Source organism: Acidovorax sp. SUPP3334 (assembly GCF_030159055.1).
Taxonomy (GTDB): domain Bacteria; phylum Pseudomonadota; class Gammaproteobacteria; order Burkholderiales; family Burkholderiaceae_C; genus Paracidovorax.
The window spans coordinates 58,773-85,714 of record NZ_BQXQ01000017.1; the positions used below are offsets into that span (position 1 = coordinate 58,773).

Sequence of the window (26,942 nt, forward strand, 5' to 3'; positions counted from 1 at the left end):
CGCGCGTTATCCTGCACGCCGTGAATTACGCGCAGCTCCTTTTCCCCGACTTTGCCCTCATCCTATGCGGCTACCTCGTGTGCCGCTACACACCACTCAACCGCAGCGTCTGGCAGCCGGTGGAGAGCCTGGTGTACTACCTGCTCTTTCCCGTCCTGCTGTTCCAGTCGATCGTCAAAAGCCCCATCCACATCGGCGAGGCTTCGGGGCTGATCGGCGCGGGCGTGGCGACGGGCCTGGTGGGCATTGCGCTGGCCTACAGCCTGCCATGGCTGCCGGGGCTGCGAGGCCGCATCGACCCGCGCGACCATGCGGCCAGCGCCCAGATCGCCTTCCGCTTCAACTCGTTCATCGGCCTGGCGCTGGCGGAACGGCTGGCCGGTGCGCAGGGCCTCTTGCTGATCGCCGTGCTGATCGGGGTGTGCGTGCCGCTGTTCAACGTGGCCGCGGTGTGGCCCATGGCACGCACGGGGCAGCACGGGTTCTTGCAAGCACTGCTGCGCAATCCGCTCATCGTGGCCACCGGCTCCGGGCTGGCGGCGAATCTGATGGGCTTTCACATTCCGGTCTGGATGGAGCCCACGGTGAGCCGCATCAGCGCAGCGTCGCTGGCGCTGGGGCTCATGGCGGCGGGCGCGGGCATGCAGTTCGGGCTGCTCACGCGGGGCAAGCTGCTGTCGGCTTCGGTGCTGACCATCCGGCATCTGGTGCAGCCCGTGATCGCATTCGGCATGGCGCAGTTGCTGCGGCTCGATGCCGTGCAGACCACGGTGCTGCTGGCGTTTTCCGCCCTGCCCACCGCGTCCACCTGCTACGTGCTGGCGGCGCGCATGGGCTACAACGGCCCGTACGTGGCGGGACTGGTCACGCTTTCCACGCTGCTGGGCGTGTTCAGCCTGCCGTTCGCATTGGCCGTGCTGCGGTAGGCGGCACGTCGCCCGGCAGCCCGCCACACGATCGCCCACCGATCACCACACGCCCATCCACCGCAGCATCGCCGCCATCGCCGGCATGAGCAGCGCGGTGGCGATGCCGTTGAGCGCCATGGCCAGCGCGGCGAACGAGCCTGCGGTCGGGTTCGTCTGCAACTCGCGCGCGGTGCCGATGGCATGCGCGGTCAAACCCACGGCGAAGCCGCGCACCACGGGGTCGTCGTTCAGCCGCAGCAGGCGCAGCAGCGGCCCCGCGATCACCGCGCCGGCGATGCCCGTGATGGCAACAGCCACCGCCGCCAGCGAGGCGATGCCGCCCAGGCGCTCCGCCACCGCGGTGGCGATGGGAATGGTGGCGGATTTGGGAGCCAGCGACATCAGCGTCTGCAGCGAGCCGCCCAACGCCCAGGCCACCAGCACCGCCGACGCGATGGCCGCCACCGACCCGGCCAGCAGCGCGACGGCCACCGGCAGCCATATCTGCCGGATCCTGCCCAGTTGGCCGTAGAGCGGCACCGCCAGCGCCACCGTGGCCGGGCCGACGAAAAAGTGGATCAACTGCACGCCTTCGAAGTACACCGGATACGGCACGCCGAGCACCAGCAGCACGCACACGATGCCCACCACCGCCGTCAGCACGGGCAGCAGGAAAGGGTTGTTGCCGCTGCGGCGGTACAGCCACACCGCGGCCAGATAGGCCAGCAGCGTGAGCGCCAGCCAGGGCAGCGGCGAACGCTGCAGCGCCCCCAATGCGGCCAAGCCCGTGACGGCAGTGATCGGGTCGGTCATGCGGAGGCCCTCATGCCGGCGGTTCCGAGGGCTTGGCGCGGAGCAGCAGCCAGTGCAGGGTGAGCGCGGTCACCGCCATGGTCACGGCGGCGCCGACGATGCAGGCGATGAGAAAAGGCTTCCACTCGTCTGCCACGCGGCCGAAATGCACCATCACGCCGGTCACGGTCGGAATGAAGAGCAGCATCATGTGCTGCAGCAGGGTCGAGGCCGTGGACTGCAGCGCCTCGGGCACGCGCCGGCGCCAGGCCAGCCACCCCAGCAGGAGGAGCATGCCCACCAGCGCCCCCGGCAAGGGCCAGCCGGTCAGGCGCACCGTGGCCTCCCCCAGCAGCTGGAACGCGATGAGCAGGAACAGGGCGTAGATCATGGGCAGCGCGGTATTGTCGGCCAGGCTCGCCCGGCCGGCGATGGGACATTCGGCATTCGGGCGCATTCGATTGCTATTTAATTGATAGCGTAATGCCGCCGTATTCATTGCGCTGGAGGCCTTTTTGACCCAAACCCCATTCCACGTGCTCCCGCACCAGCGGGCTCGGGTCCGAGGCGCGGGACTGCAGGGCGGCCTGCACGCCAGGGTCGCCCGTGGCCCGCAGGGCATTGCCCAATGCCACGGCCACATTGCGCAGCCAGCGCTCATGCCCGATGCGGCGGATGGGACCGCCCTCCGTCATGCGCAAAAACGTGGGCTCGTCCCATGAAAACAGGTGGGCCAACTGCTGGCCCGCCAGGCCCGGCCGCGCGTCGAAATCGGGCAGGCGGCTGGTCTGCGCGAACTTGTTCCAGGGGCACACCAACTGGCAGTCGTCGCAGCCGTAGATGCGGTTGCCCATCAAGGGCCGCAGTTCGGCGGGAATGGGGCCTGCGTGCTCGATCGTGAGGTAAGAGATGCAACGCCGGGCATCCACCCGGTGCGGCGCGACGATCGCCTGCGTGGGGCAGATGTCCAGGCACGCCTGGCAACTGCCGCAGTGCGCGGTGACCGGCTCGCTGGGGTCGAGCGCCATGTCCACGTAGATCTCGCCCAGGAAGAACATCGACCCCGCCTCCCGGTTGAGCACCAGCGTGTGCTTGCCGCGCCAGCCCTGGCCGCTGCGGCTGGCCAGCTCGGCTTCGAGGACGGGTGCCGAATCGGTGAACACCCGGTGACCGATCGGGCCCACGGCCTCGCCGATCCGGTCGGCCAGCTTCTGCAGGCGCTGGCGCAGCACCTTGTGATAGTCGCGCCCCCGGGCATAGACCGAGACGATGCCTTCCGCAGGGCGCTCCAGCCGCGCGAATTCGATCGCCTGCCAGCCGGGGCCCGGTGCATTAGCGCCCGCCGGCGCGCCCTGCACGGGCGTGTCGCGCGGCAGATAGTCCATGCGCGCGGTGATCACGCTGACCGTGCCGGGCACCAGTTCGGCGGGGCGGGCGCGGCGCAGGCCGTGCGCCTGCATGTAATGCATCTCGCCATGGAACCCTTGCGCCAGCCACTGCATCAACCCCGGTTCTGCGGACGACAAGTCCACACCGGCCACGCCGATTTGGGAGAATCCCAGTTCGCGGGCCCAGCCTTGCATTTGAGGAACGAGTTGACTGCTGCTGAACATCACCACCGGATTGTAGAAAGCCCCCCTGCCGACGCGCCCGTCGCGTTGCGCTGGCACAGCGAGGAAGACACGGCCGCCTTCGCCGCGCGCCTGGCAGCGCAGCCCCTGATCGCCAACGCCTTCATCACGCTGCACGGCGACCTGGGGGCCGGCAAGACCACGCTGGTGCGCCACCTGCTGCGCGCGCTGGGGGTGCAGGGCCGCATCAAGAGCCCGACCTATGCCGTGGTGGAGCCGCACGAGGCGCCGGGGCTGGCCATCTGGCATTTCGACTTCTACCGCTTCAGCGACCCTCGCGAATGGGAGGACGCCGGCTTTCGCGACATCTTCGCGGGCCCGGGCCTCAAGATCGCGGAATGGCCCGAGAAGGCCGCCGCGCTCATCCCCGTTGAAGACCTTGCTATACACATTGAAGCGACCGATGATGCCGAGCGGCACGTCACCCTTCAGGCCCATACCGTTTCGGGCCGCACTCTCGCACAAGGATCGAAGGCATGAGCGAAGCGCCCTTCCCCCCCCAGCCCTCCCGCCGTTCGCTGCTGCAGGCAGGCACCCTCGTGCTGTTGCTGGGCACCCAGCAGATCGCGCGGGGCGCCAGCATTCTGGCGGTGCGCGTGTGGCCGGCACAGGACTATTCCCGCGTCACCATCGAATCCGACCGCCAGCTGGTGGCCAAGCAATTCTTCGTGACCACGCCGCCCCGTCTGGCAGTGGACATCGAAGGCATCGACCTGAACCCCGAGCTGCGCGAACTGGTTGCGAAGGTGAAGGCGGACGACCCCAACATCGCCGGCATCCGCGTGGGCCAGAACGCGCCCAACGTGGTGCGGCTGGTCGTGGACCTGAAGCGCGCCGCGCTGCCCCAGGTGTTCACGCTCCCCCCAATTGCGGCCTACCAGCATCGGCTGGTGTTCGATCTGTACCCGGCCGAACCCGAGGACCCGCTGGAGGCCCTGATTGCCGAACGGCTGCGCGAGGCCCCGCCATCCGCGCCGCTGCCCAACATCGCCGCGGCCAAGCCCGGCACGCCCGGCGATCCCCTGGGCGAGCTGATCGCCCAGCAGAGCCAGCGGCCCGGCGCCCCGCCCCCGCCGGTCGGCCTGCCCGCGCCAGCGGCACCGGCCACGCCGCCGCCCGTCGTGGCGGCCGCCCCGACCCCGCCGCATGCGCCGCCGCCCACGCCTGCCGCCCCCGCCATCGCGAAGGCGACCGACCGGCTCATCATCGTGGCGCTGGACCCGGGCCATGGGGGCGAAGACCCCGGCGCCACCGGCCCCGGCGGCACGCGCGAGAAAGACATCGTGCTCAAGGTGGCGTACCTGCTGCGCGACCGCATCAACGCCACCACGGTCGGCGGCAATCCGATGCGGGCGTTTCTCACCCGCGACGCGGATTACTTCGTGCCCCTGGGCGTGCGCGTGGACAAGGCCCGCCGCGTGCAGGCCGACCTGTTCGTGAGCATCCATGCCGATGCGTTCACCACGCCGGCCGCACGCGGCGCCAGCGTGTTCGCGCTGAGCCAGGGCGGCGCCTCCAGCTCTGCCGCCCGCTGGCTGGCCAACAAGGAAAACCAGTCCGACCTGATCGGCGGACTGAACGTGCGGGTGCAGGACCGGCATGTGCAAAGCGCCCTGCTCGACATGAGCACCACCGCGCAGATCAACGACAGCCTGAAGCTCGGCAGCGTGCTGCTGGGCGAGATCGGCAGCATGGCCAAGCTGCACAAGCCCCGCGTGGAGCAGGCCGGCTTTGCCGTGCTCAAGGCACCGGACATTCCCAGCGTGCTGGTGGAAACCGCCTTCATCAGCAACCCCGAAGAAGAAGCCAAGCTGCGCACTGCCGCCTACCAGCAGCAATTGGCCGACGCGCTGATGCGCGGCATCACGCGATACTTCGCCAAGAATCCGCCGCTGGCGCGCAGCCGGTCCGTGTGAGCGCGCAGCCAGCGCAGCGGGCCGGCATTCAACAGGAGGATCCCATGGCCCTGCCCCACGCACGTTCCGGAGAAGTCGTCAGCCTGAGCCCGCTGGGCGACCGGCTGGCCGATACCGCCACCACGGCCATCATCAAGGGCGCCCAGCTCGAAGTGATCCGGGTCGTGCTGCCCGCCGGCAAGGATTTGCGACAGCACGACACGCCTGGCGAAATCACCGTGCACTGCCTGGAAGGCGAGGCCGAGTTCCACACGGCCAGCGGCGCCCGCCTGCTGCGCACGGGCGACTTCGTGCACCTGCAGCCCAAGGCGGCGCATTCGCTGCGCGCGGTGACCAACGCCTCGCTCCTGGTCACCATCTGCCTCGCCCCCGGCTGACAGAGGCCCGGCAGCGGCCTCCGGCCATGCGGGGGCACCTCCTACAGCGGGGCCCCTCGACTGCCTACACCGCAAGCGTCGGGCCGGGGCGATAGTCTGGGCATGGGTTGGGACAGGCGAATTGCAGCGGTTTACACGGCTGGCCTGTCCAGATTCCATAACCCCCAAAGACACAAGGAGCCAGTCATGAACTACCGCCATCTCGTTTCCGCCGCCGCTGTTGCAGCCGCTCTCGGCCTCGTCGGCTGCTCGTCCAACCCCACCAATGCACAAGTGGGCACCGGCGTAGGCGCCGTGGCCGGCGGTGTGCTGGGCAGTGCCGTCGGCGGCACCACCGCCACGGTCATCGGCGCTGGCGCTGGTGCGCTGATCGGCCATGAACTGGGTGAAGACCGCGACCAACGCCGCCGTTGATGCACCAGGGATGGTTCAACACCATCCCGCCTCTTCTGAAAAAAGCCCGCACGGTTTGCACCGTGCGGGCTTTTTTATTGGGCGTCCGCTGGACTTGCAGAGCGCCAGGGAGCCCGCAGTAAGCATCTCGCCACCGATCGATACGGTTTAGTGCACCGGGACAGAGCTAGCAGAGATACCATCGCGTTTTTCCACTCTGCAGAATATTTCCATGCATCCAGCGCCCTCGGCACCTTCCACTCAAAATCCTCTGGTTGAGCCTTCGCTGAACCGCCGCCGTGCAGCGTTGCAAATGATGGCGATCCCTGCGGCCATGGCTTCGGGCAGCGTGCTGGCGAACGGCGCAGGCGACTCGGCAGGCGATGCAGCGCTATCGCGATACGTCACGCCGCAGGGCGCTCATCTGCATTACCAGGACCGGGGCAAGGGCCCCGTGGTACTGCTGGGGCACAGCTATCTGTGGACCTCGGCCATGTGGGCACCGCAGATCAAGGCCCTGTCGCGGCACTTCCGGGTCATCGCACCCGACCTTTGGGGCCATGGCGCATCGGGGCCGCTGCCTGCGGACACGCAGGATCTGAAAGGCCTCGCGGCGCAGATGCTGCAATTGCTGGATGCCCTGCGCATCCGCGAGTGCGCGGTGGTCGGCCTGTCGGTCGGTGGCATGTGGGGAGCGGAGTTGGCGCTGAAGGCGCCGGACCGGGTGCGCAGCCTGGTGATGATGGACACCTTTCTCGGGGCCGAGCCCGAGGCGACGCGCCAACGCTACTTCGGCTTGCTCGACGCGATCGAGACCGGTGGAAAGGTCACGCAGCCCCTCATCGACGCCATCGTTCCGATCTTCTTTCGCCCAGGCACCGATCCGGCCAGCCCAAGGCCAGCCGCCTTCGGGCGCAGCCTGGCGGCGATGACGGCAGACCAGTTGCGCGACTCGGTGGTGCCGCTGGGTCGCATCATCTTCGGACGCGCCGATGCGATGGACCGGCTGGCCGGGCTCGACGCCCGCACCACGCTGCTCATGGGCGGCGACGAGGACATTCCACGGCCGCCGCACGAGATGCACGCCATGGCCGAAGTCATCGGTTGCGAGTCGGTGCTGATTCCGCAAGCCGGCCACATTTCCAACCTGGACAACCCTTCGTTCGTCACGCAGCAATTGACGGCATGGCTGGACCGCACGATGCGCTGACACCGACGCCGGCGAACGCCCGGGTGGCCGGGGCCTCGGCTGCCGGGTCAGGCCGTCTTCTGGCGGCCTGCGCGCCAGCCGCCGTAGAGCGCGATCAGGCCGGGCACCAAAATCAACGCCCAGATGATCTTGTCCAGGTTCGCCTGCACCCATGGGAAATTGCCGAAGAAGTAGCCCGCGGTGCAGATGCCCAGCACCCACAGCAGCGCTCCGCCCACGTTGAACGCCGTGAACTTGGCGCGATTCATCTCGGCCACGCCGGCCACGAAAGGCGCGAACGTGCGAATGAAGGGCATGAAGCGCGCCAGCACGATGGTGACGCCGCCATAGCGCTCATAGAAATCATGGGCCTGCTGAAACGCACGGCGGTTGAACCAGCGCGAATCGGGCCACTGGAATACCTTGGGCCCGAAATAGCGGCCGATCGAATAATTGCACTGGTCGCCCAGGATGGCTGCGGCGATGAGCACCGCGCAGGCCAGCGGAAAGCTCATGAGACCGGCCCCGCACAGCGCGCCGACGATGAACAGCAGCGAATCGCCGGGCAGGAAGGGCATCACGACCACGCCCGTCTCCACGAAGACGATCAGGAACAGCAGCGCATAGACCCACGGTCCGTAAGCGGTGACGAACGCCGCGAGGTGCTTGTCCACATGCAGGATGAAGTCGATCAGGAATTGGATGATTTCCAAGGGCAGGCCTTCTGAGGTGGGTTGGAGGGATGACCAATGCGGCGCGTACTCTAACCGCACTCCCTAGAATGCCGGGCAATGACCACAGAGCCCCCCCTGCGCCGACCGATCCGCGACCTGCCCGACGAACTCATCAGCCAGATCGCGGCCGGCGAGGTGGTCGAACGGCCCGCCTCGGCCGTGCGCGAGCTGGTGGACAACGCGCTCGACTCCGGCGCGACCCAGATCGCCGTGCGCCTGCTGGCGGGGGGCGTGCGGCTGATTTCGGTGGAAGACGACGGCAGCGGCATCCCGCAGGACGAACTGCCCATCGCCTTGCGGCGCCACGCCACCAGCAAGATCACCAACCTGCACGACCTCGAATCCGTGGCCACCATGGGCTTTCGGGGCGAGGCGCTCGCGGCCATCGCTTCGGTGTCGGAAATGGCCCTGCTCTCGCGCACGGCGGAGCAGCCCAGCGCTTTTCTGCTGGATGCGCGCAGCGGCGAACTGCGGCCCGCCGCACGCAGCCAGGGCACGACGGTGGAGGTGAAGGAGCTGTTTTTCGCCACGCCCGCGCGCCGCAAGTTCCTCAAGACCGACGCGACCGAGCTGGCCCACTGCATCGAAGCGGTGCGCCGCCATGCCCTGGCCCGGCCCGACGTGGGCTTTGCCATCTGGCACGAAGGCAAGCTGGTCGAACAGTGGCGCGCCACGCTGACCGCCAGCGACGGCTCCGATGAAGCCCTGCAGCAGGCGCTCGCGCGGCGGCTGGCCGATGTGCTGGGGGAAGACTTTCTCGCCGAATCGGTGCCGGTGCACCACCGCCATGGCCCCATCACGGTCACGGGCCGCGCCGGCCTGCCGGATGCGGCACGCTCGCGCGCTGACCAGCAGTTTTGCTACGTGAACGGCCGCTTCGTGCGCGACAAGGTGCTCACCCACGCCGCGCGCAGCGCCTATGAGGACGTGCTGCATGGGCAAAAGCAGCCCGTGTATGCGTTGTATGTGGCGATCGATCCGCTGCGGGTGGATGTGAACGTGCACCCCACCAAGATCGAGGTGCGTTTTCGCGACAGCCGCGAAGTCCACCAGGCCGTGCGCCATGCGGTGGAAAACGCCCTGGCGGTCCCCCGCGCGCAGGCGCTCGCCGCCGCCTCGGCCTCGGCCAGCGGCACGGAAGCTGCGTCAGGAACCGGTGCGGCGGAAACACCCGCCCTGTCGCCGACGGCTTCGTCCGGCCTGCCCGGGTGGAAGGCGCAGGCCGCCATCCGCTTCGACGAGCCGGTCGTCGGTCACCGCGTGAGCGACCTGCAAGCGCTGTGGGGCGCACCCAAAGCGCCCGCCGCTTCGACTGCACCTTTGGCCGAATGGGGCAACGCCAGCGATGCAGGCGGCAGTGGCGCAGCATCGCCCAGCCCCGCGCCGTGGCCCGCCGCTGCCCCGCACCATGGTGTGCGGCCCGCAGCGGAGGGCGCTGCACCACCGCACCCGGACGATGCGCCCGCCTGGCCCCTGGGCCGCGCCGTGGCGCAGATCCAGGGCGTGTACATCCTGGCGGAGAACGCCCACGGGCTGGTCATCGTGGACATGCATGCGGCGCACGAACGCATCGTGTACGAGCGCCTCAAGGCGCAGGTGGATGGCAGCGAGCGCATCGCCAGCCAGCCGCTGCTGATTCCCGCGACCTTCGCGGCGACGCCCGAAGAAGTGGCCACCGCCGAGGCGCAGGCGGACACGCTGTCGATGCTGGGGCTGGAGATTTCACCGTTTTCCCCGAAGACGCTGGCAGTGCGGGCCGTGCCGACCACGCTGGCGCAGGGCAACGCCGTGGAGCTGGCGCGCAGCGTGCTGGCGGAGTTGGCCGCACACGACGCCAGCACGGTGGTGCAGCGCGCGCGCAATGAAATTCTGGGTACGATGGCCTGCCACGGCGCGGTGCGCGCCAACCGCCGGCTCACCCTCGATGAAATGAACGCCCTGCTGCGCCAGATGGAAGTCACCGACCGCTCCGACCAGTGCAACCACGGCCGTCCGACCTGGCGCCAGTTGTCCATGCGCGAGCTGGACGCCCTCTTTCTGCGCGGACGCTGACACCCAGGCGCCGCAGGCTCGAAAAGGTCACCTGCCATGTCCCTGCGCCGCCACCCCTGCAACCTTCGCACCGCCTGCCAGGGCTATGGCATGGCGGCTCTGGCGGCCATTGCCGCGACCACCCTTCCCGCCCACGCAGGCCGGCCGCTGACGGTGGACGATGCCGGGGTGAACGCTCCAGGCGACGGGCATGTGGAACTGTGGTGGGAAGGGGTACACCACGACCGCGGCGCGGTGTATCTGGCACCCGCCTATGCGCCGCTGGCGATGCCGGGCCTGGAACTGGGCGCCCTGCTGGCCCGCGACCTCGACGGCCACTCCACCGTACAAAGCGTGGTGGCCAAATGGCAGTGGGCGCCACCGCCCGAGCAGGGCTGCCATGCCGCCAGCAGCGTCGCCCTGTGGCACACCCACCGCGAGCCGCGCAGCACGCTCGCCCTCGGCATGCTCGGCACCTGCATCGCCAGTTGGGGCGCGGTGCATGCCAACGCAGGCACGCTGCGCGCACCCGATCACCGCTGGCTACCCACCTGGGGCGCGGCGGTCGAATCCACCTGGGGCTCGATCACCGCCCACGTCGAAGCCTTCGGCCAGCGCGGCGGGCCGCCCACCTACCAGACGGGCGCCCTGTGGGAATGGACGCCGGGCTGGCAGCTGGACGGCGTGATCGGCCGGCGGCAGGGCCGGACCCTGCTGAGCATCGGCGTCAAACGCAGCTTCTAGGCCGAAGGATCACCCACCGGGTCAGTCGTCCCGTGCCGACCTGGCATGGCCGGGGAAGTCGGCGAACACGCCGTCCACGCCCAGGCGATAGAACAGGCGGTATTCGGCCTTGGGATCGCCCTTGAAGTCCGAGGCCAGGCGCTTGGCCTCGCTGCGGAACGTGTAGGGGTGCACGAACAGGCCGGCCGCGTGCGCATCGGACACCACCGAGGTCGCGGGCATCATCACGCGATCGCTCTCGTCGATCTTGCCGTCGCCGTTCAGGTCGTCGGGCTTGCCATCGTTGTTGTTGTCCACCAGCTTGGACGGGATGAGGTACGGCTTCCAGGGGCCGATACCGTCCGCATACGTTTTCACTTCCTTCAGGCCCGCAGGCGTCAGCAGGCTGGCGAAGGTGCGCTGGTCGCCGGCCACGGCGAAGTCATACGGCTTGTCGAAAGGCGCGGTCAGGTCGATGCTGCCGTCGGCCTTCACGTCGTTCGCATCCACCAGCTGCACCAGGCGCACCTGCGTCTTGGTGCGCAGGTATTTGAGGTTGGACACTTCGAACGACTGCAGGATGACGGGCGACGTCGCCGTGGTGTAGCCGTACTGCGAGAGCGTGCTGAGCAACCGGTCTTCCAGCCGCAGGTTCAGGTTGGCGTGGTACGTGGGATGCTTGGTTTCGATGTACACGCCCACGGTGCGACCCACGCGCGTGCCTTCGGACTTGGCGAGGTCCAGCACTTCGACCAGCGTCGGGATCTGGAATTTGCCGTTGAACGACTGGTCGCGCTCGGGCAGCGGCTGGATGGCGCGCAGCGTCTTGATTTCGGCCAGCGTGAAGTCGGAGGCGAACCAGCCCTCTTCCACCACGCCGTCCACCGTCTTCTTGGTCTTGCGATTGGCGAACTCGGGCCGGGTCGATACGTCGGTGGTGCCGGTGATGTTGGGTTCGTGCCGGGCGATGAGCACGCCGTCCTTGGTGGCGACGAGGTCGGGCTCGATGAAGTCCGCACCCAGTTCGATGCCTTTCTTGTAGCCTTCGAGCGTGTGGTCCGGCAGGTAGCCTGCGGCCCCGCGGTGGCCGATCACGAGGGGCTTGTTGCCATTCAGGGTGGGAAAATCGTCGCCATCGCTTGCGCAGCCAGCCAGTGCTGCCATGACGGCCAGGGCCAGCGCGGCCCCCTTGAAACCAGACAGGTTCATGCTCTACCTCGTTGATCGTTGAAGCCCGCCACTGTGGCGGCGCCCTATGACAAGACGGTGACTCGGGGGAACTTAAACCCCGCATTGCCATCGCGCGCGGTCTTGCACCAAGGCCGTGCCATCGATTCGGGGGCAAATCACCAAGAGCGGGCATCCTAAGGCGCAGCGCGGCGTGCCGTCACGGCCTATCGATGTTGCGCTGCAACGTGGGGCTGCATCGATTTTTCCTGCCACGAAGCAGGGTTGGCCCAAGGAACCGAATCACCCGACCCGCGCCACAATTCCAGGTGTAACAAAGCGCATCGGCGGGCGCGTTTCTTGCAAAAGGCGGAAAAGACGGGGATTTCCCGGTTTGCTATCAATAAGTGAGCTTCCAGCACAATATCCACCACGGCATACCGCCTAAAACACCTCTAAAGAACTTTCCACCCGCCGCGGCACTCAGTCCTACCCATGAAACGCTGGCCCCTCCTTTCATCGATCGCTCTTGCCATCGCCGTCACGGCAGGATGCGCCACCCTCGACGTGAAGCAGCGCGAATGGATCTTTCAGCCCAGCGACCGCGCCTGGGGAGGTGCCCAGGCCACCGACGACATGGAAGACGTCTGGATCGCCTTCGACTCGCGATCCACCGGCAAGGCGGAGAAACTGCATGGCCTGTGGCTGCCCGCCGCAAAAGCCGACGCCCCCGTGCTGCTGTACCTGCATGGCGCCCGCTGGAACGTATCGGGCTCGGCCGGCCGCATGCGCCGGATGCAGAGCATGGGCTTTTCGGTGCTGGCGGTCGATTACCGGGGCTTCGGCCGCAGCAGCGCCGCCCTGCCTTCGGAAACCACGGCCCTGGAAGACGCCCGCGCCGCCTGGGACTGGCTGGCGCAGCGCGCGCCCGAGCGGCCCCGCTACATCTTCGGGCACTCGCTGGGCGGCGCCATCGCCATCGATTTGGCCGCCATGGTGGACGACGAAAAGGGCACGATCGTGGAGGGCACCTTCACCAACATTCCCGAAGTGGTGGCCACCTTCAAATGGGGCTGGCTGCCGGTGTCGGGCCTGATCACCCAGCGCTTCGAGTCGGCGCGCAAGGTGGCGCACATCGGCTCGCCGCTTCTGGTGGTCCACGGCAGCGAAGACAGCCTGATTCCGCCCACGCTGGGGCGCAAGCTGTACGACGCGGCGCAGGAACCCAAGCGCTTCGTGCTGGTGGAGGGCGGCACGCACCACAGCACCAACACGATCGGCGAGCCCCAGTACCGAGCGGCCCTGGCCGACCTGTTCCAGGTGTATTGATCCGGTTCGATCCGTCCCGATGGGAGCAGGCTTGGCCAAGCCATTGCGGGCATGCCATCTGGTAGGCTCGCCCGAATGTCCGTCCCTCCCTTCGCCACGGCGGGCCAGGCGACACCGGCCGCGGCCATCGCTCCGGGCCTGGTCACCACCGTGCTAGAGCTGCTGCCTAGCCTGCACCCCATCGCCATCGCCACCGACCCGTACCGGCCCTCGCCGGCCACGCTGGCACGGCCCGATCCCCATGCCCTGCAGCCCGTGCAAAACCGTGGAAAACCGCATGCCCCGGCCTGAATCCCTTCCCTGCATCGCACTGGCAGGCCCCACCGCGTCGGGCAAGACGGCAGGCGCACTGGCGCTGGCGGCATCGCTGGCGCCGCACCAGCCAGTGGAGATCGTGAGTGTCGATTCGGCGCTGGTGTACCGCGGCATGGACATCGGCACCGCCAAGCCGTCGCCGGCCGAACTGGCGGCGGTGCCGCACCACCTGATCGACATCCGCGACCCGCTGCACGCCTACAGCGCGGCGGAGTTCGTGGCCGATGCGACGCGCCTCATCACCGAGATCCGCGCCCGCGGCGCACTGCCGCTGCTGGTGGGCGGCACCATGCTGTACTTCAAGGCGCTGCTGGACGGCATGGACGACATGCCGCCTGCCGACCCCGCCGTGCGCGCCGAACTGGAAGCGCGCGCCGCCGACATCGGCTGGCCCGGCATGCACGCCGAACTGGCCCGCGTGGACCCCGAAACCGCCGCACGCCTCGCCCCGGCCGACAGCCAGCGCATTCAGCGCGCGCTGGAGGTCTGGCAGATCGCGGGCCAGCCGCTGTCGCACTTTCACACTATCAAAAAGAGAGCAGAAAATGTCGCCAATGCTGCGGTGGATGCCCTTTTCTCTTTGGAGCCGGAAGACCGCGCCTGGCTGCACGGCCGCATCGCCCAGCGCTTCGACGCCATGCTGGGCGCAGGCTTCGTGGACGAAGTGCGGCAGTTGCGCGCGCGCGGCGATCTGCACCCCGACCTGCCCTCCATGCGCTGCGTGGGTTACCGCCAGGCGTGGGAGACGCTCGATGCGGAGGCCGCCACGGGCGTGCTGGACATGAAGGCCCTGCGCGAGCGCGGCCTGGCAGCCACGCGGCAGTTGGCCAAACGGCAGGTCACCTGGCTGCGCAGCATGCCGACGCGCCAGGCCATCGCCTGCGACGCGCCCGATGCCACGGCGCAACTGGTCGCGGCCGTGCACCGCCGGCTTTCCGAAAAGACACGCGCATGAACGAGGCACCCCCCGGCGCCCCGCCCGAGGCCGCCATGCCCGGCCCGGCCCCCGTGCTGCGCGTCCAAGGGCTGGGCAAGCGCTATGGCGAAGCCGATGTGTTCGCCCAGGTGGACCTGGCGGTCCACCCGGGGGAGTTCGTGGCCATCGTGGGCGAGTCGGGCGTGGGCAAATCCACGCTGCTGAACTGCCTGGCCGGCCTCGACACCTGGGACACGGGCCGCATCGTGCATGGCGGCACCGATCTTTCCACGCTGGACGACACACGGCGCGCGCTGTGGCGGCGGGCGCACGTGGGCTTCGTGTTCCAGGCCTTCCATGTGCTGCCGCACCTGGACGTGGCGCAGAACGTGGCGCTGCCGCTCATGCTGCTGGGCCGATCCGACCCGGCGCGGGTGGCGCACATGCTGGATGCGGTGGGCCTCGAAGGCCTGGGCGAGCGCCTGCCGCAGCAGTTGAGCGGCGGGCAGTTGCAGCGGGTGGCCATCGCCCGCGCGCTGGTGCACCGCCCCGCCCTGCTGCTGGCCGACGAGCCCACCGGCAACCTCGACCCAGCCACCGCCGCGCGGGTGATGGACCTGCTGCTGGCGCAAACGCGCGAGCACGGCGCGGCGCTCGTGCTGGTGACCCATTCCGAATCCGCGGCGGCCCGGGCGGACCGCCGGCTGCGCCTCACGGCCCACGGCATGGCCGTTTCCGGCCACGGCGCCTGAAGGCAGGCAAAGCGGCCATGCTCCGACTGCTGCGGACCTTTTCCTGGCAGGAACTGCGCCACCACCCCTGGCGTGCGGCCGCGGCCGTGGCGGCCGTCATGCTGGGCGTGGCGCTGGCGTTCGCGGTGCATGTGATCAATGCGTCCGCCCTGTCCGAATTCGCGCAGGCGGTGCGCAGCATCAACGGCCAGCCGGACCTCGAACTGCGGGCCACGCAGGGCAGCCTGCCCGAGGCGCTGTATGGTCCGGTCGCCACGCACCCGCTGGTGGCCCGCGCGGGGCCGGTGCTGGAGGTGTCGGCGCAGGCCAGCGTGCCCGGTGCCGCGGCACCCGGGCCGGGCGCAGCTTCCGTCCCGCTGCGCGTGGTGGGTGCCGATGCCCTGCTGCTGCCCACCATGGCGCCTGGCCTCATGCCCCGCGCTTTCGCCGATGCCGACCGGCTCGCGCTGCTGTCGCCGGCCACGGTCTTCCTGAACGGTGCGGCGCTCAAGGCGCTGGGACTGCGCGGCGACGGCAAGGACGGCCACGAAGGGAGCCTGCCATCGCTGCAATTGCGCATTGGCCTGCAAACCCGCACGGTGCGCGTGGCGGGCACGGTGACGGCCGGCGGCGCACCGCTGGCGGTGATGGACATCGGCGCCGCGCAGGACCTGTTCCAGCGCGCGGGCGAGTTGAGCCGCATCGATGTCCAGCTGCGCCCGGGCGCCAGTGCCGATGCCTTCCGCCAGGCGCTGCAGGCCTCGGCCAGCGCATCGGCCGGCGCATCGGCCGGCGTGGCGGTTCTGCAGCCCGGCGATGCCACGGCACGCACCAGCAACCTGTCCCGCGCGTACCGCGTCAACCTGACGGTGCTGGCGCTGGTCGCGCTGTTCACCGGTGCCTTCCTGGTGTTCTCCGTGCTGGCGCTGAGCGTGACCCAGCGCGCCCCGCAGTTTGCGCTGCTGGCCGTTCTGGGCGCCACGCCGCGCCAGCGCCTCGCCCTGGTGCTGGCCGAATCGGCAGCGCTGGGCGTGGCAGGCAGCGCGGCCGGGATCGCCCTGGGCACGGCCCTCGCGGCCTCGGCGTTGCGCTGGCTGGGCGGCGATCTGGGCGGGGGCTATTTCGCGGGGGTACAGCCGGCGCTGCAATGGAGTGCGCCCGCCGCTGCGCTGTACGGCCTGCTGGGCCTGGCTGCCGCCCTGGTGGGAGGCTGGTGGCCTGCGCGCGCGGCGCAGCGCCTGCCGCCCGCGCAAACCCTCAAGGGCCTGGGGGCGGCGCTCGGCGGCCGGCAAAAGGGCTGGCCAGCCCTGGCGCTGGTCGTGGCGGGCGCCGTGCTGGCGGCCGCTCCGCCGGTGTTCGGCATTCCGCTGGCGGCTTATGTGTCGGTCGGGCTGCTGCTGGTGGGCGGCATCGCGCTGCTCCCTTGGGGCGTGGGTGCGCTGCTGAACGTTCTGGCGCCCTTGGCGGGCCGGCAGGTTCTGCCGCTGCTGGCGCTGGAGCGCGCACGACGCACGCGGGGCACCGCCGCCGTGGCAGTGGGCGGCGTGGTGGCCAGCCTGAGCCTGGCGGTGGCGCTCACGGTGATGGTGAGCAGTTTTCGCGGATCGGTCGGCCAGTGGCTGGACGCGGTGCTGCCCGCGCCCCTCTATCTGCGCATGGCCGGTGCGGCGGGCACGGACGACGGGCCGGCGTTTCCCGCCGGCTTCGACACCGCCGTGGCCCGGCTGCCCGGCGTGGCGCGCGTGCAGGCCCTGCGCACCAGCAGCCTGTTGCTGGACCCTGCCCGGCCCCCTGTCGCGCTGCTGGCGCGGCCGCTGGGCGGCGATCCGGCACAGGTGCTGCCGCTGGTGGGCACGCCGCTGGCCGTGCCTCAAGGGCGCATCGGCGTCTATGTGAGCGAGGCGGTGCTCGATCTGTACGGCGTGCGGCCCGGCATGGACTGGCCGCAGCTGTCAGGGTCTTTCAGGCCTCTGGCGCAAGAGAATCAACGGCAGGTAGCTATGTTTTTCATAGCAGGCGTCTGGCGCGACTACGTGCGGCAGTTCGGCGCGGTCACGCTGGACCGGGCGGACTTCGTGCGCCTGACGGGCGACGCCCGCTCCACCGACCTGGCACTGTGGCCCCGACCGGGCACCGATGAAGCCGCGCTGCGGCAGGCGATCGAAAGGCTGGCCGGCGAGGTGGCAGGCAGTTCGGCAGCAGGTGGGCCACAAAGTGCATCAGGGATCACGCCCCCCGCTGCGGGCGGCGCGCTGGAGTTCGACTCGGCGGCCGGCATCCGCGAACGGTCCCTGCGCATCTTCGACCGCAGCTTTGCGGTCACCTACTGGCTGCAGGCCGTGGCGATCGGCATCGGCCTGTTCGGCGTGGCGGCCAGCTTCAGCGCCCAGGTGCTGGCGCGGCGCAAAGAGTTCGGGCTGCTCGTGCACCTGGGCCTCACGCGCCGCCAGGTGCTGGCCGTCGTGGCAGGCGAAGGGGCCGCGTGGACGGCCATCGGCGCCGCGGCGGGCACCGTGCTGGGGCTTGCCGTGTCGGTGGTGCTGGTGCACGTGGTCAACCCGCAGAGCTTTCACTGGACCATGGACCTGCGGGTGCCGTGGCTGCGGCTTCTGGCGCTGTGCGCAGCGGTGCTGGCCACGGGCACGGTCACCGCGTGGCTCGCGGGCAGGGCGGCGGGCGGCCGGCAGGCCGTGTTGGCAGTCAAGGAGGATTGGTAACCGCGTAGCAAGTTCAAGGGCCACCTCGACGGGCGCGCCATGGGCGTTTACCCGATTGATGCACACACGTCACAAGCGTTAAATATTGTTTGCAAGACATTATTTATTTCACGATGATGCGAACCGATAGTTAAAAAAACACCGCACAGCGGACCCCAGAACAGCGAGCACGGGACAGGAGTGGCCCCGGCTTCACACGCTGTTCTTTCATCAAGGAAAACGGTATGAAAAACACCTTCGGGCGTCTCCTGTGCGGACTGGCGGCTGCCTTCTGCTTGTGCGGCCCTGCTTCGGCGCAGTGGGTCTTTCCACCGGGCTCGTCACTCGACGTTGCCGCGGGAGGCCAGACGGATCTGGGCTGCTCAGCGCTCGACATGCAAGGCACGCTGAACCTCAATGGCGGCACGGTGAACGTGGACACCGACGCCACCTTCGGCTCGGGCTCCAACGTCACGGGCAGCAATGGCGTCATCTCGGTGGGTGGCAACCTCATCTCCGGCGGCAACATCAATACCGGCAACAACACCGTGGTGCTGCGCGACGGCTGCGATCCCGGCAACACCAGCCAGATCAGCGGCAACTTCGTGTTCCAGAACCTGACGATCTCCAGCACCACCGGCCGCACCTTCGTGCTGCCTGCGGGCACCAACATCACGGTGCTGGGCACGCTCACCGTGCAGGGCGCGCCGGGACAGAACGTGCAGCTCGTGTCATCCAGCGGCACCACGGCCGTGGTCAACCTGGGCCCCAACGCCACCGTGGTGCGCAACTTCGCCACCGTGACCGGCACGGTCCAGATCGGTGCCGCGACCGCCGTGGCAGCCATTCCCACGCTCAGCGAATACGGCCTGATGCTGCTGTCGCTGCTGATCGGCATGGTCATGTACTGGAAGCGGCGCGAATTCGCGGCGTCCGTCCGCCGGGCCGGCTGACGGACGCCGCCAGCCATCCTGCGCTGAAAAACATTCACCACACCGATAGACAAGAGAGGGTTTCGCCATGTCCAAGAATCGCCTGCACCGCTACTGGGTCGTTCCCGCGCTGAGTTCCGTCCTCGCCCTGCATGCCGCTGGCGTGCTGGCTGCGGACATCTCCGTCACGCCGCCTGCCGGCGGAGGCTTCGTCGTGAAGGGCCAGGGCGGCCAGGAGCGCCTGCGGGTGCAAGGCACGGGCGAGGTCTATGTGCCAGGCCTGTCCACCACACCGACCAACAGCAACCTGGCTTGCTACGACGCCGGCACGGGCCAGTTGACGCAGTGCGCGGCGGGCGTTGGGGCCGGGGCGACAGGCGCCACCGGGGCCACGGGAGCAACGGGCGCCACCGGAGCGACGGGGATTGCGGGTCCGACCGGTGCGGCAGGGCCGACGGGCGCGACTGGCGTGACCGGTGCCACAGGGGCGTCCGGAACCGGCGCCACCGGCATCACGGGCGCGACTGGCGCTACAGGGGTGACTGGAGCCACCGGCGTGACCGGAGCTACCGGCCCAACGGGGTCAACTGGCGCAACGGGCACCACTGGCGCCACCGGCGCAACGGGGGTTACCGGCGCCACTGGCACGACCGGCGCCACGGGACCTACCGGCGCTCAAGGCATACAGGGTATTCAGGGCATCCAAGGAATTCAGGGCGTTACCGGTGCGACAGGCGTCACCGGTGCCACGGGAACCACGGGTGCGACCGGATCGACGGGTGCGACAGGCGCTACGGGGGCCACGGGCAGCGTGGGCACGCTCACGACCACGTCGAATACGGCAGCCTGCTTGGCAAACTCTGCCGGTACAGTCACCGCAACCTGCAGTAGCGGCAACGTCGTTTCAGGCGGTTGTTCGACAAATACCCCACTGACCAATTACCTGGTATCGACTCGACGCTCCGCAGTCAACGCTTGGACGTGCGGTTACTCCTGCGCTGACGCTAATCAGATGACGGCGGAAGCCTACTGCCAGTGATCTCGGTGGATGAGCGGATCGCATTGCATCGCATTTCATGATCCCCGTCCTATTGGGACTCGTTTCAAAGTGAGCGACTCGGGCATCTGCCTCAACATGATCGTGAAGAACGAGGCACCGGTGATCGCCCGGTGCCTCGCTTCGGTGCGGCCTTTCATCGACCACTGGGTCATCGTGGACACGGGCTCCACGGACGGCACGCAGGACATCGTTCGCCGCTTCCTGCAAGACGTGCCGGGCACCCTGCACGAACGCCCCTGGAAGAACTTCGCGCACAACCGCAACGAGGCCCTGGAACTGGCGCGGCCACATGCCGACTATCTGCTGTTCATCGACGCCGACGAACAGTTGCGCATGCCGGCGCAGTACCGCTGGCCGGCGCTGGATGCCGACGGCTACCTCTTCCTGTGCGACATGAACGGCTGGGAATACCAGCGCAACAGCATGGTGGCCGCGCGCGTGCCGTGGCGCTGGGAAGGCGTGCTGCACGAATACCTGTCAGCGCCGGCGCACGGGGCATGGCAGACGCTGGCGGGGCCGGTCATCGAGGTGGCGCACGACGGTGCGCGCGGCCGCGACCCCGACACTTACTTGCGCGACATCGCAGTGCTCGAACAAGACCTGCGCGAGCACCCTGACAACACCCGCACCGTGTTCTATCTGGCCCAGAGCTATCGCGATGCGGGCCGCCTGGCAGAGAGCCTGGAGTGCTACCGCCGCCGCGCCGCAATGGGGGGCTGGGATGAAGAGCGCTGGTACGCCGTGTTCCAGGCGGCGGTGCTGACCGAGCGCCTGCAGATGCCGGAAAGCGCCGTGCGCGACGCCTATCTCGCCGCCTACGCGCAGCGGCCCCAGCGCGCGGAGCCACTGTGCGAGCTGGCGCGCTACCACCGCCTTCGGTCTGAATTCGCACTGGCGCACCTCTACGCCCAGCAGGCCGCGCGCATTCCAAAGCCGGCTGACATCTTGTTCGTGGATGGCGGCGTGTATGCGTGGCGCGCGCTGGACGAACTGGCCGTCAGTTCCTTCTACGCCCCCGGCGCGCAGGACCAGGGCCGCGATGCCTTGCGCCAACTGCTGCGCGAGCAGCGCTTTCCCGCATCGGAGGCGCCGCGCATGCAAGCCAATCGCACCTTCTACGGGCTGTGACGGCCGGCGGGCCCCGCCCGGCCATCCGGTGGGGAGGCGGTGCCGACAAGGCTCACCGCTGCAAGGCGCGGCGGAAGGCCGACTCCGTCGCACGGTTCTCCCGCATCGAACCCTGTGGCCGTGTCAGCGAACCGTGGCGCCGCCCTTTGCAGTCATTGCAATGCCGGTGTTTTCTCGGCGAGACGACAATCGTGCGATGCGCCTGTCCGTCGCTCCCATTCCTGCCCGCCTCTTCACCCTGCGCGGCGCTGCGCACGGCGGGCAGTCCACCGGCTTCATCCCATGAGACTGCACATTTCCCCATCGCCCGCCAGCGATCCATGGCGCGCCAGCACGCGGCGTGCCTGGCTGGTGTCCGCTGCCGCGGCCGGCGCAGCGCCGTGGCTCATGGACCCTGCCCGGGCACTGGCACCGCGCACGCTGACCTTTCCGAGAGACCACGGCAGCCACCCGGATCTGCGCACCGAATGGTGGTACGTCACCGGACAGGCGCAGGCGGCGGGGCAATCCTGGGGTTTTCAGGTGACGTTTTTCCGGTCGCGCGTGGAGGCGGCGCAGCCGCTGCAATCGGCCTTCGCGGCCAGGCAGCTGGTGTTTGCGCACGCAGCGCTCACCGACCTGCGCGGCGGTACGCTGCACCACGACCAGCGCATCGCACGGGCGGGCTTCGGTATCGCGCAGGCGAGCGAGGCGGACACCAGCATCCGCCTGGGCGCATGGGCGCTCACACGCGCGCAGCAAGGCGCAGGGAGCCGTTACGCGGCGACGGTTCAGGCGGAAGGCTTCGGGCTGGAGCTGCAATTCGACACGACGCAGCCGGTGCTGCTGCAGGGCGCGCAGGGCTTGTCACGCAAGGGGCCCGATGCATCGCAAGCGAGCTACTACTACAGCCAGCCCCAAATGACCGTGTCGGGGCACTTGCAACTGGCGGGCCGGCGCATGGCCGTGGAAGCCGCCGGTTCGAGCGGCCTGGACAACCGGGCCTGGCTCGACCATGAATTCGGCGATGCGCTGGTGCCACCCGATGCGGTGGGCTGGGACTGGATCGGCATGAACTTGCTGGACGGCAGCGCCCTCACGGCGTTTCGCTTGCGGCACCGGAACGGGTCGGCACTGTGGGCGGGTGGATCGCTGCGCACCGCAGGCGGCGAAACCCGCGCGTTCGGGCCACAGGCCGTCACCTTCACACCGCTGCGCCACTGGGTCAGCCCGGCCAGCCAGGCCCGCTATCCGGTGCAGTGGCGAATCGAGACACCGGCCGGTACCTTCGAGGTGCATGCGTTGCTGGACATGCAGGAGCTGGACAGCCAGGCATCGACCGGCGCCATCTACTGGGAAGGCCTGAGCGAACTGCGGGACGGCTCAGGCCGCACCGTGGGGCGCGGCTACCTGGAGATGACCGGCTACGCGAAGCCTCTGCGGCTATAGCGGCTATAGCGGCTATAGCAGCGATATCGGGGCTGGCCGCAGCGGGGACCGGAGAACGCCCTGCATTGCAGCGCGCCCCCGGCTCTCGATGCACTTCGATCAGACCTTGCGTGGTGCGCGCCGGGGCAGGCGCGCGATGATCTCGCCCATGATCCCGCGGCGAAAAGCCAGCACGCAGACCACGAAGATCAGCCCCGTGACCATGGTGACCGACTCGCCCAGCGTGTTGAACCAGTCCACGCCCGTCAGCGAAGCGAGCAGGTGGCCGAATTCGCCGATCTTGTTTTCCAGCAGCACCACCACCGCCGACCCCACGAGCGGGCCCGACAGCGTGCCCAGGCCGCCGACCAGGGTCATCAGAATGACCTGGCCCGAGGCCGTCCAATGCACGTCGGACAGCGTGGCGAAGCCCAGCACCAGGGTCTTGAGCGAGCCGGCCAGCCCGGCGAGCGCAGCCGAGATCACGAACGCCAGCAGCTTGAAGCGGTGCGTGTCGTAGCCCAGCGAAATGGCACGGGGTTCGTTCTCCTTGATGCTCTTGAGCACCTGGCCGAACGGCGAGTGGATGGTGCGCACGATGAGCAGGAAGGCCAGCACCACGACCGCCAGCGCCACGTAGTACATGGTGAGGTCGCTGGACAGGTCGATGAGCCCGAAGAGCTTGCCGCGCGGCACGCCCTGCAGGCCGTCTTCCCCGCCCGTGAACGGCGCCTGCAGGCACGCGAAGAACAGCATCTGCGCCAGGGCCAGCGTGATCATCGAGAAATAGATGCCCTGGCGGCGGATGGCCAGCCAGCCGAACAGCAGCCCGAGCAAGGCACCGCCGGCCGTGCCCGCCAGCAGGCCCAGTTCGGGCGTGAGGCCCCAGACCTTGATGGCGTGGCCGGCGACGTAGGCCGCACCGCCCAAAAAGGCGGCGTGCCCGAAAGACAGCAGCCCGGTGTAGCCCAGCAGCAGGTTGAATGCCGAGGCGAACAGCGCGAAGCACATGAGCTTCATCACGAAGACCGGGTAGGCGCCCAGGAAGGGTGCCGCGAGCAGCGCGGCGAACAACAGGCCGTAGCCGATGGGGGCGAGTTTTTGGGAGTTCATGCGTGCGGCCCCTGCTTATCTCTCTTTGCCGAACAGGCCGGCGGGGCGGATGAGGAGAACGATCACCATGATGACGAACACCACGGTGGAAGAAGCCTCGGGATAGAACACCTTGGTGAACCCTTCGATCACGCCCAGGCCGAGGCCGGTCAGGATCGATCCCATGATCGAGCCCATGCCGCCGATCACCACCACGGCGAACACGACGATGATGAGGTTCTGCCCCATGAGCGGCGTGACCTGGTACACCGGCGCGGCCAGCACGCCGGCAAAGGCGGCGAGCGCCGCGCCGAACGCGTAGGTGAGCGTGATCATCACCGGCACGTTCACGCCGAAAGCCTCGACCAGGCGCGGGTTCTCGGTGCCCGCGCGCAGGTAGGCGCCGAGCTTGGTCTTTTCGATCACGAACCAGGTGCCCAGGCACACGACGAGCGAGGCCAACACCACCCAGGCGCGGTAGTTGGGCAGGATCATGAAGCCGAGGTTGGTGGCGCCCTCCAGCAGTTCCGGCGTGTCGTACCCCAGGCCCGAGACGCCGTAGATGGATCGGAACACGCCCTCGATCAGCAGCGTGAGCCCCAGCGTCAGCAGCAGGCCGTAGAGGTGGTCGAGCTTGTAGATCCAGCGCAGCAGCAGCCGCTCGATCAGTACGCCCAGCGCCCCCACCACCAGCGGCGCGGCCAGCAGCATCACCCAGTAGTTGATGCCCAGGTAGGTCATGCCCATCCAGGTGAGCATCGCGCCCAGCATGAACAGCGCGCCGTGCGCGAAGTTGATCACGTTGAGCAGGCCGAAGATCACCGCCAGCCCCAGGCTGAGGATGGCGTAGAACGACCCGTTGACCAGCCCCAGCAGAAGCTGGCTCAGCAGGCCCGGCAGTGAGACACCGAAGATTTGCATGGGAGGGCGCGAGTGGCAGTGAAGCGGTGAAAGGGGAGAGTCAGCGGAACAGGCGGCGCGTCATTTCCAGGCGGCGCACTTGCTCTCGGCCTTGGTGGCGAACACTTCTTCGCCAGGCAGCTTCTTGACGAGCTTGTAGTAGTCCCACGCGCCCTTGGATTCGGACGGTGCCTTGACCTGCATCAGGTACATGTCGTGCACGTAGCGGCCATCGGCGCGCAGCGTGCCGGCGCCGAAGAAGTCGTTCATCTTCATGCCGCGCCAGGCTTGCATGACCTTGTCGGCATCGGTGCTCTTGGCCGCTTCGACGGCTTTCAGGTAGTTCATGGTGGCGGAGTAGTCGGCCGCCTGGATCTCGGTGGGGCGGCGCTTGGTCTTTTCCATGAACTTGTCGGCGAACTTGCGCGTGTCGTCGTTCAGGTCCCAGTACCAGCTGGTGGTGAACTGCAGGCCCTCGGTGGTCTTGAGACCCAGGCTGTGGATGTCGCTGAAGAAGATCAGCAGGCTGGCCAGCTTCATGCTTTTGCCGATGCCGAATTCCTTGGCGGCCTTGATGGAGTTGATGGTGTCGCCGCCCGCATTCGCCAGGCCCAGCACCTGGGCCTTGGAGTTCTGCGCCTGCAGCAGGAACGACGAGAAATCCGACGCGTTGAGCGGGTGCTTCACGCTGCCCACCACGGTGCCGCCCTTGGCCTTGACCACGGTGCTCGCGTCCGCTTCGAGCGCATGTCCGAAGGCGTAGTCGGCCGTGAGAAAGAACCAGCTCTTGCCGCCGCCGTCCACGATGGTCGCGCCTGTGCCCTTGGCCAGCGCGACGGTGTCGTAGGCGTAGTGCACGGTGTAGGGGCTGCACTGTTCGTTGGTGAGGGCCGAGGTCGCCGCGCCGTTGTTGATGAACACGCGCTTCTTCTCCTGCGCCACCTTGGCCATGGCGAGCGCCGTGCCCGAGTTGGTGCCGCCGAACACCAGGGTCAGGCCTTGCGTGTCGATCCATTCGCGCGCCTTGGAAGCGGCGATGTCGGCCTTGTTCTGGTGGTCCGCGCTCATCATCTCAATGGGCATGCCCAGCACCTTGCCGCCGAAGTCGTCGATGGCCATCTGGATGGCCACGGCGCCGTTTTTGCCCTCCACGTCGGCGTACAGGCTGGACATGTCGGTGATGAAGCCGATCTTGACCTTGTCCTGCGCCTGCGCGGCCGATGCGGCCAGGCCCATGGCGCCCAGCACCAGGGCCAGCCGAGTGAGTTTGTTGCTGCTGTTTTTCATGTCTTTGTCTCCTGATCCCGGATGTGTTTTTTAAACCGTGCGCGTCAGGTCATTTCCACAGCGCGCATTTGCTCTCGGCCTTGGTGGTCCACACCTGGTCGGCGGGCAGCTTGCTCACGACCTTGTAGTAGTCCCAGGGCTCCTTGGATTCGGCGGGCGCCTTGACCTGCACCAGGTACATGTCGTGCGCGAAGCGGCCATCGGGCCGGATCACGCCCTTGCCGTAGAAGTCGTCGATGGGCGTGGACTTGAGCTTTTCCATCACCTTGTCGGCATCGAGCGTCTTGGCGGCTTCGACGGCCTTGAGGTAGTTCATCGTGGCCGAGTAGTCGGCGGCCTGGATGTCGGTGGGCATGCGCTTGGTCTTGGCGAAGAACTTGCGGCCGAAGGCGCGGGTCTTGTCATCCAGGTTCCAGTCCCAGCTCGTGGTGAGCAGCAGGCCTTCGGTGTTCTTGAGGCCCAGGCTGTGGATGTCGGTCACGAAGACCAGCAGGCCGGCCATCTTCATGCTCTTGTTGATGCCGAACTCACGCGCGGCCTTGATCGCATTGATGGTGTCGCCGCCCGCGTTGGCCAGGCCCAGGATCTGCGCCTTGGAGTTCTGCGCCTGCAGCAGGAACGAAGAGAAGTCCGATGCGTTGATCGGGTGCTTCACGCTGCCCACCACCTTGCCGCCCTTTTCCTTGACCACCTTGGCCGTGTCGGCCTCCAGCGCAGCGCCGAACGCATAGTCGGCCGTGAGGAAGAACCAATCCTTGCCCCCCTGCCCCACGATCGCGCCGCCCGTGCCCTTGGCCAGTGCGACGGTGTCGTAGGCGTAGTGCACGGTGTAGGGGCTGCACTGCTCGTTGGTGAGGGCCGAAGAGCCCGCGCCGTTGACGATGAAAACGCGCTTCTTTTCCTGCGCCACCTTGGCCATCGCCAGGCCCGTGCCCGAGTTGGTGCCGCCGAACAGCATGGTCAGGCCCTGCGTGTCGATCCATTCGCGCGCCTTGGAGGCGGCGATGTCGGCCTTGTTCTGGTGGTCCGCGCTCAACAGTTCGATGGGCTGCCCCAGCACCTTGCCGCCGAAGTCGTCGATCGCCATCTGGATCGCCACGGCGCCGTTCTTGCCTTCCACATCGGCGTACAGGCTCGACATGTCGGTGATGAAGCCGATCTTGACCTTGTCCTGCGCCTGCACGGAGAACGTCGCGAGGCCTGCGGCCCCCAGCAGGACGGCGAGCGCCTTGAGGTTCATCTTCTTCATGTCGTTGTCTCCTTGGGTCTTCGATGGAACTTGGGATCA

General features: G+C 68.2%; 26 protein-coding genes. 17 read left to right on the forward strand and 9 right to left on the reverse strand.

The features are described from left to right. The first annotated feature begins 20 nt into the window (after positions 1-20). A complete protein-coding gene (locus AVHM3334_RS11625; protein WP_284412458.1) occupies positions 21-926 on the forward strand; it encodes an AEC family transporter in 906 nt (301 codons plus the stop codon). 42 nt (positions 927-968) lie between these two features. On the opposite strand, the gene AVHM3334_RS11630 is transcribed toward AVHM3334_RS11625, so the two are convergent. The 3 genes from AVHM3334_RS11630 to queG form a co-directional block, all read right to left on the reverse strand. After that, on the reverse strand, positions 969-1,721 hold the full coding sequence (locus AVHM3334_RS11630) for an LrgB family protein (RefSeq protein WP_284412460.1): 753 nt from the start codon (positions 1,719-1,721) through the stop codon (positions 969-971). 10 nt (positions 1,722-1,731) lie between these two features. After that, positions 1,732-2,091, reverse strand: a complete 360-nt coding sequence (locus AVHM3334_RS11635; RefSeq protein WP_284412527.1) for a CidA/LrgA family protein — start codon at positions 2,089-2,091, stop codon at positions 1,732-1,734. Positions 2,092-2,164: 73 nt separating this feature from the next. Further along, entirely contained in the window at positions 2,165-3,283 is a 1,119-nt protein-coding gene (queG, locus tag AVHM3334_RS11640; protein WP_284412462.1) for a tRNA epoxyqueuosine(34) reductase QueG, read from the reverse strand. Between the two features lie 12 nt (positions 3,284-3,295). On the opposite strand from queG, the gene tsaE reads away from it, so the two are divergent. The 5 genes from tsaE to AVHM3334_RS11665 all read left to right on the forward strand — a co-directional run bounded on the left by tsaE (position 3,296) and on the right by AVHM3334_RS11665 (position 7,227). After that, positions 3,296-3,811 carry a tRNA (adenosine(37)-N6)-threonylcarbamoyltransferase complex ATPase subunit type 1 TsaE gene (gene tsaE / locus AVHM3334_RS11645; protein WP_284412464.1) on the forward strand — a complete coding sequence of 172 codons (516 nt, stop codon included), beginning with the start codon at positions 3,296-3,298 and terminating at the stop codon, positions 3,809-3,811. Next, positions 3,808-5,247: an N-acetylmuramoyl-L-alanine amidase gene (locus AVHM3334_RS11650; RefSeq protein ID WP_284412466.1), complete on the forward strand. Its 1,440-nt coding sequence runs from the start codon at positions 3,808-3,810 to the stop codon at positions 5,245-5,247. Before tsaE ends, AVHM3334_RS11650 begins: the two co-directional genes overlap by 4 nt. Before the next feature lie 44 nt (positions 5,248-5,291). Beyond that, positions 5,292-5,624 carry a cupin domain-containing protein gene (locus AVHM3334_RS11655; protein WP_284412468.1) on the forward strand — a complete coding sequence of 111 codons (333 nt, stop codon included), beginning with the start codon at positions 5,292-5,294 and terminating at the stop codon, positions 5,622-5,624. 186 nt (positions 5,625-5,810) lie between these two features. Beyond that, positions 5,811-6,038: a YMGG-like glycine zipper-containing protein gene (locus AVHM3334_RS11660; RefSeq protein WP_284412470.1), complete on the forward strand. Its 228-nt coding sequence runs from the start codon at positions 5,811-5,813 to the stop codon at positions 6,036-6,038. A 292-nt stretch (positions 6,039-6,330) separates the two neighbouring features. Continuing rightward, a complete protein-coding gene (locus AVHM3334_RS11665) occupies positions 6,331-7,227 on the forward strand; it encodes an alpha/beta fold hydrolase (protein WP_284412472.1) in 897 nt (298 codons plus the stop codon). Between the two features lie 47 nt (positions 7,228-7,274). Here AVHM3334_RS11665 and AVHM3334_RS11670 read toward each other — a convergent pair whose 3' ends face one another. Further along, positions 7,275-7,919, reverse strand: coding sequence for a DedA family protein (locus AVHM3334_RS11670; protein WP_284412474.1), 645 nt, complete (start codon positions 7,917-7,919; stop codon positions 7,275-7,277). Between the two features lie 78 nt (positions 7,920-7,997). Between AVHM3334_RS11670 and mutL the strand changes: the two genes are divergently transcribed. Further along, positions 7,998-9,992, forward strand: a complete 1,995-nt coding sequence (gene mutL, locus AVHM3334_RS11675) for a DNA mismatch repair endonuclease MutL (RefSeq protein WP_284412475.1) — start codon at positions 7,998-8,000, stop codon at positions 9,990-9,992. Between the two features lie 36 nt (positions 9,993-10,028). Further along, positions 10,029-10,715 (forward strand): PA4824 family protein, encoded by a 687-nt coding sequence (locus AVHM3334_RS11680; RefSeq protein ID WP_284412476.1) that lies wholly within the window; start codon positions 10,029-10,031, stop codon positions 10,713-10,715. A gap of 21 nt (positions 10,716-10,736) precedes the next feature. Here AVHM3334_RS11680 and AVHM3334_RS11685 read toward each other — a convergent pair whose 3' ends face one another. Next, positions 10,737-11,903: a glycerophosphodiester phosphodiesterase gene (locus AVHM3334_RS11685; protein WP_284412478.1), complete on the reverse strand. Its 1,167-nt coding sequence runs from the start codon at positions 11,901-11,903 to the stop codon at positions 10,737-10,739. A gap of 453 nt (positions 11,904-12,356) precedes the next feature. Here AVHM3334_RS11685 and AVHM3334_RS11690 point away from each other — a divergent pair, with 453 nt between their 5' ends. From AVHM3334_RS11690 to AVHM3334_RS11730, 9 genes are all read left to right on the forward strand, one after another. Continuing rightward, on the forward strand, positions 12,357-13,190 hold the full coding sequence (locus tag AVHM3334_RS11690; RefSeq protein WP_284412479.1) for an alpha/beta hydrolase: 834 nt from the start codon (positions 12,357-12,359) through the stop codon (positions 13,188-13,190). Positions 13,191-13,265: 75 nt separating this feature from the next. Continuing rightward, on the forward strand, positions 13,266-13,481 hold the full coding sequence (locus AVHM3334_RS11695; RefSeq protein ID WP_284412480.1) for a hypothetical protein: 216 nt from the start codon (positions 13,266-13,268) through the stop codon (positions 13,479-13,481). After that, entirely contained in the window at positions 13,468-14,460 is a 993-nt protein-coding gene (gene miaA / locus AVHM3334_RS11700) for a tRNA (adenosine(37)-N6)-dimethylallyltransferase MiaA (protein ID WP_284412482.1), read from the forward strand. Before AVHM3334_RS11695 ends, miaA begins: the two co-directional genes overlap by 14 nt. After that, positions 14,457-15,173, forward strand: a complete 717-nt coding sequence (locus AVHM3334_RS11705; RefSeq protein ID WP_284412483.1) for an ABC transporter ATP-binding protein — start codon at positions 14,457-14,459, stop codon at positions 15,171-15,173. Before miaA ends, AVHM3334_RS11705 begins: the two co-directional genes overlap by 4 nt. Before the next feature lie 17 nt (positions 15,174-15,190). Further along, entirely contained in the window at positions 15,191-17,869 is a 2,679-nt protein-coding gene (locus tag AVHM3334_RS11710; protein WP_284412484.1) for an FtsX-like permease family protein, read from the forward strand. Between the two features lie 224 nt (positions 17,870-18,093). Then, positions 18,094-18,801 carry an IPTL-CTERM sorting domain-containing protein gene (locus AVHM3334_RS11715; RefSeq protein ID WP_284412485.1) on the forward strand — a complete coding sequence of 236 codons (708 nt, stop codon included), beginning with the start codon at positions 18,094-18,096 and terminating at the stop codon, positions 18,799-18,801. A 67-nt stretch (positions 18,802-18,868) separates the two neighbouring features. Continuing rightward, positions 18,869-19,819, forward strand: a complete 951-nt coding sequence (locus AVHM3334_RS11720; protein ID WP_284412487.1) for a collagen-like protein — start codon at positions 18,869-18,871, stop codon at positions 19,817-19,819. Positions 19,820-19,915: 96 nt separating this feature from the next. Next, entirely contained in the window at positions 19,916-20,968 is a 1,053-nt protein-coding gene (locus AVHM3334_RS11725; RefSeq protein ID WP_284412528.1) for a tetratricopeptide repeat-containing glycosyltransferase, read from the forward strand. Positions 20,969-21,250: 282 nt separating this feature from the next. Then, entirely contained in the window at positions 21,251-22,396 is a 1,146-nt protein-coding gene (locus AVHM3334_RS11730; RefSeq protein ID WP_502869893.1) for a lipocalin-like domain-containing protein, read from the forward strand. 99 nt (positions 22,397-22,495) lie between these two features. Here the strand turns inward: AVHM3334_RS11730 and AVHM3334_RS11735 are convergent, their stop codons facing one another. Genes AVHM3334_RS11735 through AVHM3334_RS11750 form a run of 4 tightly spaced genes read right to left on the reverse strand, consistent with a single transcriptional unit; the run spans position 22,496 to position 26,903 of the window. Beyond that, the gene (locus tag AVHM3334_RS11735) at positions 22,496-23,488 is read right to left on the reverse strand and encodes a branched-chain amino acid ABC transporter permease (protein WP_284412488.1); all 993 of its coding nucleotides are present in this window, start codon (positions 23,486-23,488) and stop codon (positions 22,496-22,498) included. Between the two features lie 15 nt (positions 23,489-23,503). Then, positions 23,504-24,388: a branched-chain amino acid ABC transporter permease gene (locus AVHM3334_RS11740; protein WP_284412489.1), complete on the reverse strand. Its 885-nt coding sequence runs from the start codon at positions 24,386-24,388 to the stop codon at positions 23,504-23,506. 60 nt (positions 24,389-24,448) lie between these two features. Beyond that, positions 24,449-25,654, reverse strand: coding sequence for an ABC transporter substrate-binding protein (locus AVHM3334_RS11745; protein ID WP_284412491.1), 1,206 nt, complete (start codon positions 25,652-25,654; stop codon positions 24,449-24,451). A 49-nt stretch (positions 25,655-25,703) separates the two neighbouring features. Continuing rightward, a complete protein-coding gene (locus AVHM3334_RS11750; RefSeq protein WP_284412492.1) occupies positions 25,704-26,903 on the reverse strand; it encodes an ABC transporter substrate-binding protein in 1,200 nt (399 codons plus the stop codon). Between the last annotated feature and the right edge of the window lie 39 nt (positions 26,904-26,942).